We start from the raw sequence: 15,869 nt of genomic DNA, 5'->3' as shown, positions 1-15,869 counted from the left end.
TCACGGTGAGCATCGACCCGTCCTCGATTCCGAATTTCGGGGGCCAGCCCGAACCGCACGAGGGCCCGGCCGGCCCCGTCGTCCCCGACCAGGACCTGGTCAAGCAGCTCCTGGAGCAGATGGAGCTGAAGTACGTCGTCGACGACGAGGGTGACCTCGCCGCGCCGTGGGAGCTCTTCCGCACGTACTTCATGTTCCGCGGCGAGGAGGAGCAGCAGGTCTTCTCCGTGCGGACGTTCTACGACCGGCCGCACGCCATCGAGGAGAAGGGCCGTCTCCTCGAGGCCATCGACGACTGGAACCGCCGCACCCTGTGGCCGAAGGTCTACACCCACACCAATGACGACGGCACCGTCCGCCTCATCGGCGAGGCGCAGATGCTGATCGGCGTCGGCGTCTCGCTGGAGCACTTCGTCTCCAGCACGGTCAGCTGGGTGCGGGCCTCCATCGAGTTCGACCGCTGGCTCGTCGAGCAGCTCGGCCTGGAGGCCGACGCCGAGTCCGACGACGGCGAGAAGCCCGACGACGAGGCCTGACACCCGTCCCGCGGCCCGTCCCCGCTCACATGGGGATGCGGGCCACGGTCAGCAGGTAGGTCCCGTAGAAGAACGAGAGCCCGGCCAGCGCACTCGCCGTCACGACGACGGTGCGCCGCCGGGCTCTCGTCATGGCCAGGGCCGCCGGGAGCAGCAGCGGGAAGGCCGGCAGCAGGAAGCGCGGCTTGGAGGCGAAGTAGCTGGAGCCGCCGACCGCGATCACGGCGAGTACGAGGACGTAGACCAGCAGGGCGGCCGGCGGGCGGTCGACGAGCAGGTAGACCAGCGCCGCCAGTGCGATCACCAGGGTGGCCAGGGCCATGTAGTAGGCCAGGCAGTCGCGGCCGACGATCAGGTGGCGGACGAACCCCAGCGCGTTGCGCCCGAAGTCGAAGCGCGACCCCCACAGCCGCTGCACCTCGAAGTAGCCGAGCGGCCCGCGCCCAGAGTGCACCCCGACCCACAGCACGTAGCCGCCCCAGCCCAGCGGTGCCAGCGCGGCGCCCGTCCAGACGCGCCAGTCGGTGCGGGCGCGGCGGTCCCGGCACAGGGCGACGGCCGCGGAGCAGCAGACGGCGGCGGCGACCGCGACGGCGTTGGGCCGGGACAGCCCGGCGAGCAGGGCCAGCGCCCCGGCCCACACCCGGCGTCCGGTGATCAGGGCGTAGAGGGCCCAGGCGCACAGCGCGGTCATCAGCGACTCGGTGTAGGCCATGGTCTGCACGATCGCGTGCGGCTGCAGGCCCCACAGGAGCACCAGCAGGGTGGCCGTGCGGCGCCCGTGCAGCCGCTCGCCGACCGCGTAGACGCCCCAGGCCGCGGCGCCCGCGGAGGCCCAGGCGACCAGCAGCCCGGCGGTGACGACGGTGAGCGGCAGGACCGTGGTGAGGGCCTTGACCAGGCCGGGGAAGAGCGGGAAGAACGCCAGGTCGTTGAAGATCACGCCGGGGGAGGTGGGGGACGGCACGACCGTCCCGTAGCCGTGGCGGGCGATGCCCGCGTACCAGATGCCGTCCCACAGGTACCCGAGCAGCGTGCGCGGGTGCTTGCCGATCCACCAGGCCCAGGCGGCCATCACCGTCATCCCGGTCAGCCGGGCGGCCGCGTAGAGCCCGAGCGCGGGCAGGGCCCTGCGCAGCGCCTCGCGCACCCGCTCCACCCGCCGGTCCGGCCCGGCGCCGGGGGCGCGGCGCGGCTCGGGGGCGCGTACGGGCACGGCGGCGGTGTCGGCGGACACGGGGCACACCTCCGGTGCGGGTGAAAGGCATACGGGCGTACCGACCATCCCCGGCCCTGCGGGGTGCGCTTCGCGCGGGCGGGCAGGAACGCCCGTGCAGCCGTGCTGCTTCCACCCGCTCGGGCGCATGGCGGGTGCGGGTCGGATGTGGTTGCTCGCGCCCACGCGGCGGAGCCGCATGACGAGCACAGCCCCGCGCCCCTGGCGGGGCGCCTCCCCCCTAAGGTGGGCTGATCACGTCGAGGGAGGGCGCATGGACAACTGGAATCCGGCGGCGCGGGTGCGGGGGCTCGGGACCTCCGTCTTCACGGAGATGACGGAGCTGGCGCGCAGCACGGGAGCGGTCAACCTGGGCCAGGGGGTGCCCGAGCTGGCCGGGCCGCAGGGGCTGCTGGACGAGGTGGCGGCGGCGGTGCTCGCGGGCCGCAACCAGTACCCGCCCGCGCACGGCTTCCCCGTCCTGCGCGAGGCGGTGGCCGCGCACCGGCTGCGGCGCCACGGGGTCGCGTACGACCCGCAGGACGAGGTGCTGGTGACCACCGGGGCCACCGAGGCGATCGCCGCGGCGCTGCTGGGCCTGTGCGACCCCGGCGACGAGGTGCTGGCCTTCGACCCGTGCTACGACGCCTACCCGGCGGTCGTCCGGTTCGCGGGGGCGACGCTGGTGGGCGTGCCCCTCGCCGAGGACGGCAAGTCCTTTGCCCTGGACGTGGATGCGCTGCGCGCCGCCGTCACCCCGCGCACCCGGGTGCTGATCCTCAACACCCCGCACAACCCCACGGGCAAGGTGTTCACCGGCGAGGAGCTGGCGGCCGTCGCCGAGGTGTGCCGGGAGCACGATCTGACGGTGGTGACGGACGAGGTCTACGAACACCTGGTGTACGACGAGGCGCTCGGGCACCGGACGATCGCCGCGCTGCCGGACATGCGCGAGCGGACGCTGGTCATCTCCTCGGCCGGCAAGACCTTCAACGTCACGGGCTGGAAGGTCGGCTGGGTCTGCGGACCGGCCCATCTGGTGGCGGCGGTCGCCGCGGCGAAGCAGTTCCTGACCTATGCCTCCGGAACGCCCTACCAGGAGGCGCTCGCGCGGGCGCTGGGGGGCGTGGAGGCGTGGGCGGCCGGACTGCGGCTCACGCTGCGGCGCAACCGGGACCTGCTGAGCGAAGGACTCGAACGCGCCGGGCTGCGCCCCTATCGCGCGGACGCCGGATATTTCGTGCAGGCGGACATCCGCGCATGGGGGCACTCGGACGGCGTGCGTTTCTGCCGTGAACTCCCTTCGCGCGCCGGGGTGGTGGCCATTCCCACCTCCGCCTTCCATGTGCGCCCCGACGCCCCGTCCTATCTGGTGCGTTTCTCCTTCTGCAAGCTGGAGAACTCGGTGCGGGATGCGGTGGAGAAGCTGGTCCGCGCCGTCTGATTCGTGGATGTGCAGTGGATGTGCAAGCGGCCCATGGCTGCCCGCATATGCGCCCGGCGGAACTCGAACATCCGCCGGGCGCCGTGCTGTTGAACAAGTGAACTATCCGGCCCTCACGGGTATGGAAAGATGCAGATGATGGGTAAAAAGGCTGTGGGCGCCGGTCATTCATGATTGCCTCTCCCTCCCGGGCTGGATTCACGGTTCCACCGGAATCGAAGGCCCGGGCCAAGGAACCCCTGTGGGCATGAGCCGGTGCACCGAAAAGGAATCTGGTCCTCCTCGGGGCGGGCCGGCCCACCCTCACTGCTCGCTCGCGGAGCCGACCCCATGCTCACGACGCTCAAGACCACCTATACCGACACCCGAGCCGCCGATCTCGCCTGGTGCCTGGGGAAGGATCCCCTCCCGGCGCTGGCGGTGCTCGACCTCCGACTCGAAGCGTCCTTCGTGCAGTTGCGGCTGCTCGGCGCGTCCCATCAGGTCCTGCTGGAGGAGGAGGGCGGCGTCTGCTCGGAGACGGTGGCCTGCATAGCCGGCAGCAGCACCCCATTGCCGCTCGGCGTCGCCAAACGGGTGGGGGCATGGGAGTACGAATTCGCGGCACGCGTCGAGACGCTCTCGCGCTGTTCCTTCGCAGGACGCGCACAAGAGCTGCTGGCGCTGGTCGCCGAGCATCCCCAGGGGCTGGCGGGAACGTTTCCCGGCAGCCCCCACGCCTTCACGGCACTGCTCGCCCAGCGCCGCGACGGCCAGGTCAGCTGGCGCACCTGGCACGCCTATCCGCAGGAGGGGCGGCTGGTGGCCACCCGCACCCGGGTGGGCGTGCGGCTGCCCGCCCCGCTGTGACGGCGGCGCACTCCGCTGCCGGTGCTTTGCCCCTCATTGCCCCCTGGGTGTGGCGCCGTTGCCCCCTGGGTGTGGTTCCCGGGGAAACCCGGCATCCCACGATTGAACCCGTGTGGGTGACAGGGAGGCGCCCGCCCGTGACGTAGCGTTCCCGCATGATCTACCGCCCGGTACCAGCGCGGCTGCCCGTACCGGCCGGGCTCGGCCGTTTCCTCGTCCTGTCCACGGTCTTCGTCTGCGCGGCCTGCGGGCTGGTGTACGAGCTGGAACTGGTCGCCCTGGCCTCGTACTTGACCGGCGACTCCGTCACCCAGGCCTCCGTCGTGCTGTCGGTGATGGTCTTCGCCATGGGGATCGGCTCCCTGCTCGCCAAACGGCTGCGCTGCCGCGCGGCCTTCGGCTTCGGTGCCGTGGAGGCGGGGCTCGCCCTGACGGGCGGCCTCTCGGCGATGGCCCTGCACGCGTGCTTCGCCTGGTACGGGCAGGCGAAACCCGCCCTGGTGGGTTTCTCGCTGGCCATCGGGGTGCTGATCGGCGCCGAGGTGCCGCTGCTGATGACGCTCATCCAGCGGATCCGCCGCCAGGACGCGGGCGGTGCGGTCGCCGACCTGTTCGCCGCGGACTACGTGGGCGCGCTGGTCGGCGGGCTCGCCTTCCCCTTCCTGCTGCTGCCGGTCCTGGGCCAGTTGTCGGGCGCGCTGCTGACCGGTGCCGTCAATGCGGTGGCCGGCGGGGCGCTGGTGCTGTGGCTCTTCCGCGGCGATCTCACCGCGCGGGCGCGCTGGTCGCTCATCGCCGCCAACGTCCTGGTCCTGCTGCTGCTCGCGGCCGGCTCGGTGCTCACCGGCCCGTTCGAGAAGGCCGCCCTGCAGGCCGTGTACGGCGCGGACGTCCGGGTCGCCGTGCACACCGGCGTCCAGGACGTGGTGCTCACCGGCGGCGGCCCCGGCGGGCAGCCGGCCGCGCTCTTCCTGGACGGGCGGCTGCGGGCCGGCGGCGGCGACGCCTCCCGCTACCAGGAGGCTCTCGTCCACCCCGCCATGGAGGGGCCGCACCGCAACGTCCTGGTCCTCGGCGGCGGCGACGGGCTCGCCCTGCGCGAGGTGCTGCGCTACGCGGACGTGGAGGACGTGACCGTCGTCGAGCCCGACACGGCCGAACTCCGGCTGGCCCGCACCGATCCCGGCCTCGTCGCCCTCAACCAGGGCGCCTACCGCGACCCGCGGGTCCGGGTCGAGGCCGCCGACGCCTTCGACTGGCTGCGCGCCCGGCGCGACACCGACGTGCCGTACGACGTCGTCGTCTCCGACCTGCCGGATCCCGACGTCACGCCCAACGCCAAGCTGTACTCCCAGGAGTTCTACGGACTCGTGGCGCGCGCCCTCGCACCCGACGGGCGCCTCGTGGTCCACGGGGGCGCCCCCGAGGCGCGCCCGCACACCTTCTGGACCGTGGACGCCACGGTCCGGTCCGTGGGCCTGCGGACCGTGCCCTACCGGGTCGCCGCCGGGCTCCCGCACGGCGGCCGCAGCGAGGACTGGGGCTTCGCGCTCGCCTCCCGCCTCCCGGTCCGACTGCGGCTGCCGGACGTGCGGCCGTACCTGCGCTCGCTGACGCCGGAGCTGCTCAGCGCGGACGGGACCGCCGAGGTGCGCAGGAAGGAGGCGGGGCTGCTGCCGTCGACCCTGATGCACCCGCGCTACGGGGAATGACGGGCCCGGGCCCGCGCAGGGCCGCACGGAAGGCGCCCGGGGCGAGGCCTTCGCGGTGCTGGAAGAACTTGGCGAAGTTGGCGGCGTCGTCGAAGCCCAGCCGCCCGGCGATCCGCACCGCGGGCAGCCCGCTGTGCGCGAGCAGCCGCTTGGCCTCCAGCATCACGCGCCGGTCGACGAACTCCTTGGCCCCCACCCCGGCCGCGGCCAGCGTCGCCCGGGCGAGGGTGCGGGGGGAGTAGCCGAGGGCCTGCGCATAGTCGGCGACGCGGTGGTTGCGCGCGAAGTCGCGCTCCACCGCCGCCCGGAAGCGCACGAAGGCGTCGGCGGGCGCGGGCGCGGCACCGCCCTCCGGGGCGGCGATCCCGTCCAGCCGCAGCACCAGGGCGGACAGCAGGTGCCGCAGGATCTCGCCGTGCACGCAGGCGGGCAGCCCGGCTCCGGTCCGGTAGTCGGCGGCCAGGTGCCGCACCGCGCAGAAGACCGCCTCGCGGTCGTCGCCCTCCGGGTGGAGCAGCACAGGGCGGAAGGGGTCGTCGGCGACCGCCGCGACCGCCGTGCCGGGCGGCAGGAAGCCCGGCTGGACGAGGATCACCGTGCCCTCGATGGCCGATACGTCGCCGTGCTGCTGCACCTGACCCGGACGTACCCACAGCACCGAACCCGCCCGCAGGCGGTGGCCGGTGAAGTCCACGGTGTGCACGGTGGACCCGGACTCGACGGCGATGATCTGGTGGAAGTCCAGCCGCTGGGGTGCGAGCAGCATGCCCTCCGGCGCCTGGGCGCGGAGTGCGGCGAGCGTGAGGACCTCGACGCCGGCCGGGGTGCCCGGCGGGGCCCGGTAGACGAGGTCCAGGATCTCCGGTGCGTCGTGTCGCTTTTTCACCATGACGGGACGCGAGCCTACCTGGCCGGGGCCGGACCCCACTCGTAGCGTGGTTCTCACATACAACTCCCGTCCCCCTGGAGGAGACTCCCCATGGCCAAGATCGCACTCTTCGGCGCCACCGGCACCATCGGCAGCCGTGTGCTGCGCGAGGCCCTGGACCGTGGCCACCACGTCACGGCCGTGGTCCGTGACCCCAGGAAGCTCACCGAGCAGCACCCGAACCTCACGGTCGCCACCGGTGACGTCCTCGACCCCGCCTCGGTGACGGCCGTCGCCGAGGGCCAGGACGTCGTCGTCAGCGCCGTCGGCGGCGGTGACGGCCCCGGTCACGTCGCCACCATCGCGCCGGCCGCCAAGTCCCTGGTGGCGGGCCTGCGTCCGCTCGGCGGGCAGGCCCCGCGGCTGATCGCCGTCGGCGGCGCCGGGTCGCTGCGCACGCCCGACGGCAAGCAGGTGTGGGACGCCGAGGGGCTGCCCGAGTTCCTGCTGCAGATCATGCACGCGCACGGCGACGCGCTGGACTTCTACCGGTCCGTCGACGACGTCCGCTGGACCAACCTCAGCCCCGCCGCCCAGATCGCGCCCGGCGAGCGCACCGGCACCTACCGCACCGCCCTCGACGACCTGATCGTGGACGCCGACGGCACCAGCCGGATCTCCGCCGAGGACTACGCGGTGGCCCTCGTCGACGAGATCGAGGAGGCGAACCACATCGGTGAGCGTTTCACGGTCGGAGCGTGAGACTCCGGGCCGGTGGTTGGTCGGTTTCTGACGGAAAGTTCGACAGGATTCGACCGGGAAGGCACCACTGACGGGTCCGGTGGGTAGGCTCGCTGGTTATGGAGCACGAGGTGTTCGTTCCGTTTCCCGTCGGTGCGGTCCGCCGGGCCCTCTCCGACCCCGCGCGCGTGGCCCGCTGCATCCCGGGCCTGCAACAGGACGCGGCGGACGCCTCCGGAACGCCTCTCGCCGGGCGGCTGCGGCTGCGCATCGGCGGCTCCACCATCACCTACCGGGGCGCGCTGCGGCTCACCGAGCACGACGGCGCCTACGAACTGTCGGGCGAGGGCACGGAGGCGCGGGGCTCCGGAACGGTGACGCTCGCGCTGAGCGCGGTGCCCGAGGAGACGCCGGGCGGCACCCGGCTGACGTGCACCGGAACCGTCGGCGGTGCCGGGCGGCTGGCCGACTTCGACCCGAGGACCGCGGAGTCCGCGGGGCGCCGGCTGCTGGACCGCTTCGCCGCCGCACTGGCGGAGGAACTGCGGGAGGACGCCGGCACCGTGTTCGACGCGGAGGTCCCGCCGTCCTCGCTGGACCCGGCGGCGGACGCGGACGAGGAGCTCGACGCCGAGGAGCTGGAGGGCGCGGCTCTGGAGGCGGTCATCGAGGAGGCTCTGGAGGGCGACGAGCCGGCGGCCGAGGCGGCGCACGCGCGCCGCACGATGATCGGCCGCAGCGCGGAGGAGGTCGACCACGCGCCGCCGCGGGGCCGCTATGCGCCGGTCCCCGCACCCGAGACCACCACGGGCACGGCAGCCCTCCGCTGGGCCGTCCCCGCCGCCGCCGTCGCCCTCGCATCGGCGGTGGCGGTGGGACGGGTACTGCGGCGCCGGCGGTAGGGCCCCGTAAGGGGCGCGAAGATCCGCCGGACACGGGTGGTGCCGAACTCGCCGCAACTGACGCAAGATCAGCCGTATCGTCGGGGTTGTGACAAGCAACGAGCAGACCGTGCGACTCGCACACGGCAACGCCGCGGTGACCGTGGACTCCGGCAACGGATGCCGGATCAGCAGCATCACCGTCGACGGCATCGAACTGCTCCGCCAAGGAGCAAAGTACGGCGCCTTCCCGATGGTGCCCTGGTGCGGCCGCATCGCCGAAGGCCGCTTCCGCAACGGCGGCGACCTCCACCAGATGCCGGTCAACTCCCCGCCGCACGCCATCCACGGCACCGGGCGGGACACCGCCTGGACCACCGCCCGCGCCGACGGGACGTCCGCGGCGTTCACCTTCGACCTGACGGACCCCTGGCCGTACCCCGGCCGCGTCACCCAGTTGGTGGAGCTCGGTGCGGATTCCCTGACCCTCACCATGGGCGTCGAGGCCGCCGCCGACTCGTTCCCGGCGCAGGCCGGCTGGCACCCCTGGTTCCTGCGCAACCTGGGCACCGGCAAGGACGTGGAGATCGGCTTCCGGCCCTCCTGGCAGGAGGAGCGCGGCGCGGACCACCTGCCCACCGGCGAGCGCATCGACCCGCTCCCGGGCCCCTGGGACGACTGCTTCGGGATGCCGGACGGCGTCGACGTCACCCTCACCTGGCCCGGCGCGCTGGAGCTGAAGGTCACCAGCCGTGCCGAGTGGGTCGTGGTCTACGACGAGCAGTCGGAGGCCGTCTGCGTGGAGCCGCAGAGCGGGCCGCCGAACGGGCTCAACACCCTGCCGCGCCTGGTCACGCCGATCGACCCCCTCGAAGTCTCCACCACGTGGACCTGGCGGAGCCTGGCCTAAGCTCATGGCCATGACCAACGCGCGTGACGCCCTGCTGCAGCAGATCAAGGACAAGGCCGTCGTCCACGGCAAGGTGACCCTCTCCTCCGGCAAGGAGGCCGACTACTACATCGACCTGCGCCGGATCACCCTGGACGCCGAGGCCGCGCCCCTGGTCGGCCAGGTGATGCTGGATGCCACCGCCGAGCTGGAGTTCGACGCGGTCGGCGGGCTCACGCTCGGCGCGGACCCGGTCGCCTCCGCGATGCTGCACGCCGCCGCCGCCCGCGGCCGCACGCTGGACGCCTTCGTCGTGCGCAAGGCGCAGAAGACGCACGGCATGCAGCGCCGCATCGAGGGCCCGGACATCAAGGGCCGCCGCGTCCTGGTGGTCGAGGACACCTCGACCACCGGCGGCTCCCCGCTGACCGCCGTCGAGGCGGCCCGCGAGGCCGGTGCCGAGGTCGTGGCCGTGGCGACGATCGTCGACCGCGGGGCCGAGTCCGCGATCGAGGGTGCCGGGCTGCGCTACATCACCGGTTACACGCTGGGCGATCTGGACCTCTCCTGACATTCCGCCTCGATGTTTCACGTGAAACCCCACCCCGCTCACATGAGCGGGGTGGGGTTCATGTGGAGTAATTCGAGGAGTCTGGGAAGATGGGGGCGACGATGACCGTCGCCCCCTTACCCGTAACACCCCCAAGGAGCGGACAGATGCCCATCGCAACCCCCGAGGTCTACAACGAGATGCTCGACCGGGCGAAGGCAGGCAAGTTCGCCTACCCGGCCATCAACGTGACCTCGACGCAGACTCTGCACGCCGCCCTGCGCGGTTTCGCCGAGGCGGAGAGCGACGGCATCATCCAGATGTCCACCGGCGGTGCCGAGTTCCTGGGCGGCCAGTACAGCAAGGACATGGTCTCGGGCTCCGTGGCGCTCGCCGAGTTCGCGCACGTCGTCGCCAAGAAGTACCCGGTGAACATCGCGCTGCACACCGACCACTGCCCCAAGGACAAGCTGGACGGCTACGTCCGCCCGCTGATTGACATCTCCGCGGAGCGCGTCGCCAAGGGCGAGAACCCGCTCTTCCAGTCCCACATGTGGGACGGCTCGGCCGAGACCCTCGCCGACAACCTGGCCATCGGCCAGGAGCTGCTCGCCAAGGCCGCCGCCGCCAAGATCATCCTTGAGGTCGAGATCACCCCGACCGGCGGCGAGGAGGACGGCGTCAGCCACGAGATCAACGACGAGCTCTACACCTCCGTCGACGACGCGCTCCGCACCGCCGAGGCCCTGGGCCTGGGCGAGAAGGGCCGCTACCTGCTGGCCGCCTCCTTCGGCAACGTCCACGGCGTCTACAAGCCGGGCAACGTCGTCCTCCGCCCCGAGCTGCTCAAGGACCTGCAGCAGGGTGTCGCCGAGCGCTTCGGCAAGCAGGACCCGTTCGACTTCGTCTTCCACGGCGGCTCCGGCTCCACGGCGGAGGAGATCGCCACCGCGCTGGAGAACGGCGTCGTGAAGATGAACCTCGACACCGACACCCAGTACGCCTTCACCCGCCCGGTCGCGGCCCACATGTTCGCCAACTACGACGGCGTCCTGAAGGTCGACGGCGAGGTCGGCAACAAGAAGGCCTACGACCCGCGCACCTGGGGCAAGCTGGCCGAGGCGAGCATGGCCGAGCGCGTCACCCGGGCGTGCGCCGACCTGCGCTCCACCGGCACCAAGCTGAAGTAGCCCACAGCGGCTTCGGAAGGGGCCCGGTACGCCGACGGCGTACCGGGCCCCTTCGCGTGGCCGTACGGGTCCGGGCGCGGGATGATCCGGGCATGAGCGATCCGCTCCCCGCCGTCCGGCTCGGCACCCGCGTGGGGCGTGCCGTCGTGCTGACCACCGTGCTCGGTTCCGGCATGGCCATGCTCGACAGCACCGTGGTCAACGTGGCGCTGCCGCACATCGGGCGGGACCTGCACGCGAGCCTTGCCGTGCTGCAGTGGACCGTCAACGCCTACATGCTCACCCTCGCCGGGCTGATCCTGCTGGGCGGGGCGCTGGGGGACCGGTTCGGGCGGCGGCGGGTGTTCGTCGTCGGCGTGGTGTGGTTCGCGCTCGCCTCGCTGCTGTGCGGGATCGCCCCGGACGCCGGGGTGCTGATCGCGGCGCGGGCGCTGCAGGGCATCGGCGGGGCGCTGCTCACGCCGGGGTCGCTGGCGCTGATCCAGGCGGTCTTCCACGAGGACGACCGGGCCGCGGCCGTGGGCGCCTGGTCCGGGCTGGGCGGGGTGGCCGCGGCGGTCGGGCCGTTCGTCGGCGGCTGGCTGGTGGACGGGCCGGGCTGGCGCTGGGTGTTCCTGATCAACCTGCCGGTGGCGGCCGTGTGCGTGCCGGTCGCGCTGCGGTACGTGCCCGAGACGCGGGCCCCCGGGGCCCGCGGGCGGTTCGACGTGCTCGGTGCGGTGCTGGGGGCGCTCGCGCTGGGCGCGGTCACGTACGCGCTGATCGCGGCGCCGGAGAAGGGCGCATCGCCGCAGGTCGTCGTCCCCGCGGTGGGCGGGCTGCTGCTGGCCGCCGCGTTCGTGTACGTGGAGTCGCGGCGGGCCGATCCGATGCTGCCGCCCGGGATCTTCTCGGTCCGGATGTTCTCGGCCGTCAACGGCGTCACCGTGTTCGTCTACGCGGCCTTCAGCGGCTTCTTCTTCCTCGCCGTGCTCCAGCTCCAGGTGGTCGCCGGCTGGTCCGCCCTCGCGGCGGGCACGGCGCTGCTGCCCACGACCGTACTGATGCTGCTGCTGTCCGCCCGGTCCGGGAAGGTCGCGCAGGACATCGGCCCGCGCATCCCGCTGACGGTGGGGCCGCTGCTCTGCGCGGCGGGGATGCTGCTGATGACGCGGGCCGGGGCGGGGGCCGTGTACTGGCGGGACGTGCTCCCGGCGCTCGTCGTGCTCGGGCTGGGCATGGTGGTGCTGGTCGCGCCGCTGACGTCCACCGTGCTGGCCTCGGTGGACGTGGCGCGGGCCGGGCTGGCCAGCGGCATCAACAACGCGGCGGCGCGGGCCGCGGGGCTGATCGCGGTGGCGGCCCTTCCGCTTGCCGCGGGGATGGGGGCGGACACGTATCGGGACCCCGTGGCGTTCTCGGGGGCGTTCGACACCGCCATGGTTCTTTGCGCGGGGTCGTTGGTGCTGGCCGCCGTGCTGGCCTGGGCCACGGTTCGGCCTGCGGCCGAGCCGGCGGTGGGGCCGGGGGCGCCGTGCCATCCGGAGTGCACGTATCACTGCGGCGTTTCCTCGCCGCCGTTGGATCCTGGGGACGTGTGAACCTGCGGGTCGTGGGTGGTTGCTCGCGCAGTTCCCCGCGCCCCTTCGGGGCGCGTTGTCGACTGCGGGCCGGTTGTGGCTGATCGCGCAGTTCCTCGCGCCCCTGATGGGGCTCGGTCTGCGGCAGACTGGAGGTCATGGCCATTCACGAGAACCTGCTCGGGGGACCGCCCCCGACCCATCTGCCCGACGATCCCGAGCCGCGTGAGCTGCTCGCCTCCGGGGCCGCGCCCGCCGAGGTCGCCGCCAAGTACCCGGCGTCCTCGCTCGCCTGGGCGCAGCTCGCGGACGACGCGTTCGAGGCCGGCCGCACCGTCGAGTCGTACGCGTACGCCCGCACCGGCTACCACCGCGGCCTCGACGCGCTGCGCCGCAGCGGCTGGAAGGGCCACGGCCCGGTGCCGTTCGAGCACGAGCCCAACCGCGGCTTCCTGCGTGCCCTGCACGCCCTCGCGCGCGCCGCGCAGGCGATCGGCGAGCAGGAGGAGTACGAGCGCTGCTCGACGTTCCTGCGGGACAGCTCCCCGACGGCCGCCAACACCCTCGGCTGAGCCGCCCTCCCTCGGCAAGGGGCCGCGTACGGCCCCTTGCCGCAGGGCTTCACCGGCACGGATGATCCCGGCGTGACCACCCGGTGAACCCCCGCCAGTGGAGGGCGTCGTGACCCAGAACCGCACCCCCAACCTCGACTTCGCCGGCACCACCCCGTACGAGGACTACGTACGGGCCTCCGTGCTCAGCCGGCTCCAGGAACCCCTCTCCGACGACCCCGGGGAAATGGTCTTCCTCGTGACCACCCAGGTCATGGAGCTGTGGTTCACCGTCCTCGTCCACGAGTGGGAGACCGCCTCGCGCGCGCTGCGCCGCGACGAGCTCCCCGTGGCGATGGCGGCGCTCAAGCGCTCCACCTACGAACTCGCCTCCCTCAACGCGTCCTGGGAGCCGGTGGCGCACCTGACGCCGGCCCAGTTCAACTCCTACCGTTCCGCGCTGGGCGAGGCCTCCGGGTTCCAGTCGGCGATGCACCGGCGCATGGAGTTCCTGCTCGGCGACAAGTCGGCCTCCCTGCTCCTCCCGCACCGCGGCGCCCCGCACGTCCACGCCGAGCTGGAGCGGGCGTTGCACGCGCCGAGCCTCTACGACGAGGTGCTGCGGTACCTCGCCCGCCAGGGGTACGCGATACCCGTGTCCGTGCTCGGCCGGGACGTCGCCGAGCGGTACACGGGCGATCCCGCGGTGGAGCGGGTCTGGCAGCGCATCTACGCCGGTGACCAGAACAGCGACGAGTGCCGCCTGGGCGAGGCGCTGACGGAGGTCGCGGAACTGGTATGGCGCTGGCGCAACGACCATCTCGTCGCCACGAGAAGAGCGATGGGGGCGAAGACGGGCACCGGCGGTTCGCCGGGGGTGGCCTGGCTGGAGAAGCGGGCCGCGAAGAGCGTCTTCCCCGAGCTGTGGACGGCGCGCAGCCGTGTCTGACGCATCCGGTCTTTCGGACGAGGCGGCCGCCCTCGACGCCGCCGACGAACTGCGCGCCAAGCGTGCCGAGTTCGTGCTGGACGACGCCGTCTACCTCGACGGCAACTCGCTGGGCGCCCTGCCCCGGGCCGTCCCCGCGCGCCTGTCGGACGTCGTCGAGCGGGAGTGGGGGCGGCTGCGCATCCGCTCCTGGGACGAGTCCGCCTGGTGGACTGCGCCCGAACGGGTCGGCGACCGGATCGGCCGGCTGATCGGGGCCGCGCCCGGGCAGGTGGTGGCCGGCGACTCGACAAGCGTCAACGTCTTCAAGGCGGTTGTGGCGGCGGTGCGGTCCGTTCCCGGTGGCGGCCGAGGCCGTGACGAGGTGCTCGTCGACGCGGCGACGTTCCCGACGGACGGCTACATCGCGGAGTCCGCGGCCCGGATGACGGGCTGCCGGATCCGCGCCGTGCCCGCCGCGGAACTCGCGGGCGCCGCCGGGCCGCACACGGCCGTCGCACTGGTCAACCATGTCGACTACCGCACCGGGCGGTTGCACGACCTGCCCGGCACGACGGCCGCGGTCCGGGCGGCCGGCGCCCGCGTGGTGTGGGACCTGTGCCACAGTGCGGGCGCACTGCCCGTCGAACTCGACGCGCACGACGTGGACTTCGCGGTCGGCTGCACGTACAAGTACCTCAACGGCGGCCCCGGCGCGCCCGCCTTCCTCCACGTGCGCCGGGACCTCCAGCCCCGCTTCGACTCGCCGCTGCCCGGCTGGAACTCCCACGCCGACCCCTTCGGCATGTCTCCCGCCTACCGCCCCGCGGACGGCGCGGTCCGGGGCCGGGTCGGGACGCCGGAGATCCTCTCGCTGCTGGCGCTCGACGCGGCGCTCGACGTCTGGGACGGCGTGGACCTCGCCGCGGTCCGGGCGAAGAGCCTGGCCCTGACGGACTTCTTCCTGCGCTGCGTGGCGGCGTATGCGCCGGGCGCGGTGACGCCGGTGACGCCGGCGGCGCACGGGGAGCGGGGCAGCCAGGTGTCGTTGCGGACGGCTTCGGGGGACGGGCGGGAGACCGTGGCGGAGCTCGTCCGGCGGGGCGTGGTGGGCGACTTCCGCCCGCCCGACGTCCTGCGCTTCGGCTTCGCGCCGCTCTACGTCGGCTTCGCCGACACGGAACGCGCGGCGCGGCTGCTGGCCGGGGTGGTGGGCGCGTGATCGCGTACGGCCCGCACCCCAGCCAGGTGGTGGACCTCCTCGGGCCCGCGGACGCGCCGGTCCGGGTGACGCTGCTGCACGGCGGCTACTGGCGCGAGCGCTACGACCGCACGTACCTGCTGCCGCTGGCCCGGGCGCTCGCAGGGCTCGGCGCGCGGGTGGCGCTCGCGGAGTACCGCCGGGTGGGCGGGGGCGGGGGCTGGCCGGAGACGTTCGACGACGTCGCGCAGATCGTGGGCCCCGCTTCCGGGACCCGGCACGTCCTGGTCGGGCACTCCGCGGGCGGCCACCTCGCGCTGTGGGCGGCGGCACGGATGCCGGGGGTGGACCACGTGGTCGCCGTCGCACCGGTGGCGGACCTGGCCCGGGCGCGGGCGCTCGCGCTGAGCGACGGGGCCGTGGACGAACTCCTGGGCGGCCGCTACCGCCCGGAGGCCGACCCGGTACGGCTGCCGGCGCCGCGGGCGGCCGTGACGCTGGTGCACGGCACGGCCGATGAGGACGTTCCGGTGGAACTGTCGCGGAGGTACGCACGCGCCGTACCGGGCGCGGTGCTGCGGGAGTTGGCCGGGGTCGGTCATTTCGACCCCGTGACGCCGGGGACGGAGGCGTGCGGGGTGGTGCTGAAGGCGGTGACGGGCGCCCCGTAAGGGGGGCGCCCCGTCAGGGGCGCGGGGAACTGATGCGCCCGCGCAGGAGGTTGGCCTGCTGCAGTGCGGTGAGGGTGGCCGTG

16 protein-coding genes are annotated in these 15,869 nt (G+C 73.3%); 14 read left to right on the top strand and 2 right to left on the bottom strand.

What is annotated here, in order from left to right:
* Nucleotides 1-5 precede the first annotated feature (5 nt).
* Entirely contained in the window at nucleotides 6-536 is a 531-nt protein-coding gene (locus ACWD4B_RS20655; protein ID WP_451422102.1) for a YbjN domain-containing protein, read from the top strand.
* 25 nt (nucleotides 537-561) lie between these two features.
* Here ACWD4B_RS20655 and ACWD4B_RS20650 read toward each other — a convergent pair whose 3' ends face one another.
* Entirely contained in the window at nucleotides 562-1,773 is a 1,212-nt protein-coding gene (locus tag ACWD4B_RS20650) for a hypothetical protein (RefSeq protein ID WP_451422101.1), read from the bottom strand.
* Between the two features lie 253 nt (nucleotides 1,774-2,026).
* On the opposite strand from ACWD4B_RS20650, the gene ACWD4B_RS20645 reads away from it, so the two are divergent.
* The 3 genes from ACWD4B_RS20645 to ACWD4B_RS20635 all read left to right on the top strand — a co-directional run bounded on the left by ACWD4B_RS20645 (nucleotide 2,027) and on the right by ACWD4B_RS20635 (nucleotide 5,757).
* Nucleotides 2,027-3,196, top strand: a complete 1,170-nt coding sequence (locus ACWD4B_RS20645) for an aminotransferase class I/II-fold pyridoxal phosphate-dependent enzyme (RefSeq protein WP_451422100.1) — start codon at nucleotides 2,027-2,029, stop codon at nucleotides 3,194-3,196.
* 330 nt (nucleotides 3,197-3,526) lie between these two features.
* Nucleotides 3,527-4,045, top strand: coding sequence for a DUF2617 family protein (locus ACWD4B_RS20640; RefSeq protein WP_336410174.1), 519 nt, complete (start codon nucleotides 3,527-3,529; stop codon nucleotides 4,043-4,045).
* 155 nt (nucleotides 4,046-4,200) lie between these two features.
* Nucleotides 4,201-5,757 (top strand): polyamine aminopropyltransferase, encoded by a 1,557-nt coding sequence (locus ACWD4B_RS20635; RefSeq protein ID WP_451422099.1) that lies wholly within the window; start codon nucleotides 4,201-4,203, stop codon nucleotides 5,755-5,757.
* On the opposite strand, the gene ACWD4B_RS20630 is transcribed toward ACWD4B_RS20635, so the two are convergent.
* Nucleotides 5,672-6,646 (bottom strand): helix-turn-helix domain-containing protein, encoded by a 975-nt coding sequence (locus ACWD4B_RS20630; protein ID WP_451422098.1) that lies wholly within the window; start codon nucleotides 6,644-6,646, stop codon nucleotides 5,672-5,674. The two genes, ACWD4B_RS20635 and ACWD4B_RS20630, sit on opposite strands and share 86 nt — an antisense overlap.
* A 90-nt stretch (nucleotides 6,647-6,736) precedes the next feature.
* Here ACWD4B_RS20630 and ACWD4B_RS20625 point away from each other — a divergent pair, with 90 nt between their 5' ends.
* The 10 genes from ACWD4B_RS20625 to ACWD4B_RS20580 all read left to right on the top strand — a co-directional run bounded on the left by ACWD4B_RS20625 (nucleotide 6,737) and on the right by ACWD4B_RS20580 (nucleotide 15,786).
* A complete protein-coding gene (locus tag ACWD4B_RS20625) occupies nucleotides 6,737-7,387 on the top strand; it encodes an NAD(P)-dependent oxidoreductase (RefSeq protein ID WP_451422097.1) in 651 nt (216 codons plus the stop codon).
* Between the two features lie 98 nt (nucleotides 7,388-7,485).
* A complete protein-coding gene (locus tag ACWD4B_RS20620) occupies nucleotides 7,486-8,268 on the top strand; it encodes an SRPBCC domain-containing protein (protein WP_451422096.1) in 783 nt (260 codons plus the stop codon).
* Between the two features lie 88 nt (nucleotides 8,269-8,356).
* Nucleotides 8,357-9,157 carry an aldose epimerase family protein gene (locus tag ACWD4B_RS20615; protein ID WP_451422095.1) on the top strand — a complete coding sequence of 267 codons (801 nt, stop codon included), beginning with the start codon at nucleotides 8,357-8,359 and terminating at the stop codon, nucleotides 9,155-9,157.
* Between the two features lie 4 nt (nucleotides 9,158-9,161).
* Nucleotides 9,162-9,707, top strand: a complete 546-nt coding sequence (pyrE, locus tag ACWD4B_RS20610) for an orotate phosphoribosyltransferase (RefSeq protein WP_451422094.1) — start codon at nucleotides 9,162-9,164, stop codon at nucleotides 9,705-9,707.
* A gap of 146 nt (nucleotides 9,708-9,853) precedes the next feature.
* Complete coding sequence (fbaA, locus tag ACWD4B_RS20605) at nucleotides 9,854-10,876, top strand: class II fructose-bisphosphate aldolase (RefSeq protein ID WP_451422093.1); 1,023 nt, start codon at nucleotides 9,854-9,856, stop codon at nucleotides 10,874-10,876.
* Between the two features lie 92 nt (nucleotides 10,877-10,968).
* Nucleotides 10,969-12,456: a DHA2 family efflux MFS transporter permease subunit gene (locus ACWD4B_RS20600; RefSeq protein ID WP_451422092.1), complete on the top strand. Its 1,488-nt coding sequence runs from the start codon at nucleotides 10,969-10,971 to the stop codon at nucleotides 12,454-12,456.
* Between the two features lie 137 nt (nucleotides 12,457-12,593).
* Nucleotides 12,594-13,007 carry a DUF3151 domain-containing protein gene (locus ACWD4B_RS20595; RefSeq protein WP_336410165.1) on the top strand — a complete coding sequence of 138 codons (414 nt, stop codon included), beginning with the start codon at nucleotides 12,594-12,596 and terminating at the stop codon, nucleotides 13,005-13,007.
* A 109-nt stretch (nucleotides 13,008-13,116) separates the two neighbouring features.
* The gene (locus tag ACWD4B_RS20590; protein WP_451422091.1) at nucleotides 13,117-13,935 is read left to right on the top strand and encodes a tryptophan 2,3-dioxygenase family protein; all 819 of its coding nucleotides are present in this window, start codon (nucleotides 13,117-13,119) and stop codon (nucleotides 13,933-13,935) included.
* Complete coding sequence (gene kynU, locus ACWD4B_RS20585; RefSeq protein ID WP_451422090.1) at nucleotides 13,928-15,136, top strand: kynureninase; 1,209 nt, start codon at nucleotides 13,928-13,930, stop codon at nucleotides 15,134-15,136. Before ACWD4B_RS20590 ends, kynU begins: the two co-directional genes overlap by 8 nt.
* Complete coding sequence (locus tag ACWD4B_RS20580) at nucleotides 15,133-15,786, top strand: alpha/beta hydrolase (protein WP_451422089.1); 654 nt, start codon at nucleotides 15,133-15,135, stop codon at nucleotides 15,784-15,786. The genes kynU and ACWD4B_RS20580 overlap by 4 nt, the downstream gene beginning before the upstream one ends.
* The last annotated feature ends 83 nt before the right edge of the window (nucleotides 15,787-15,869 follow it).

The organism is Streptomyces sp. NPDC002536 (genome assembly GCF_053594995.1).
The sequence above is the reverse complement of the archived record's forward strand: the minus strand, read 5'-3'. Positions and strand labels throughout refer to the sequence as shown.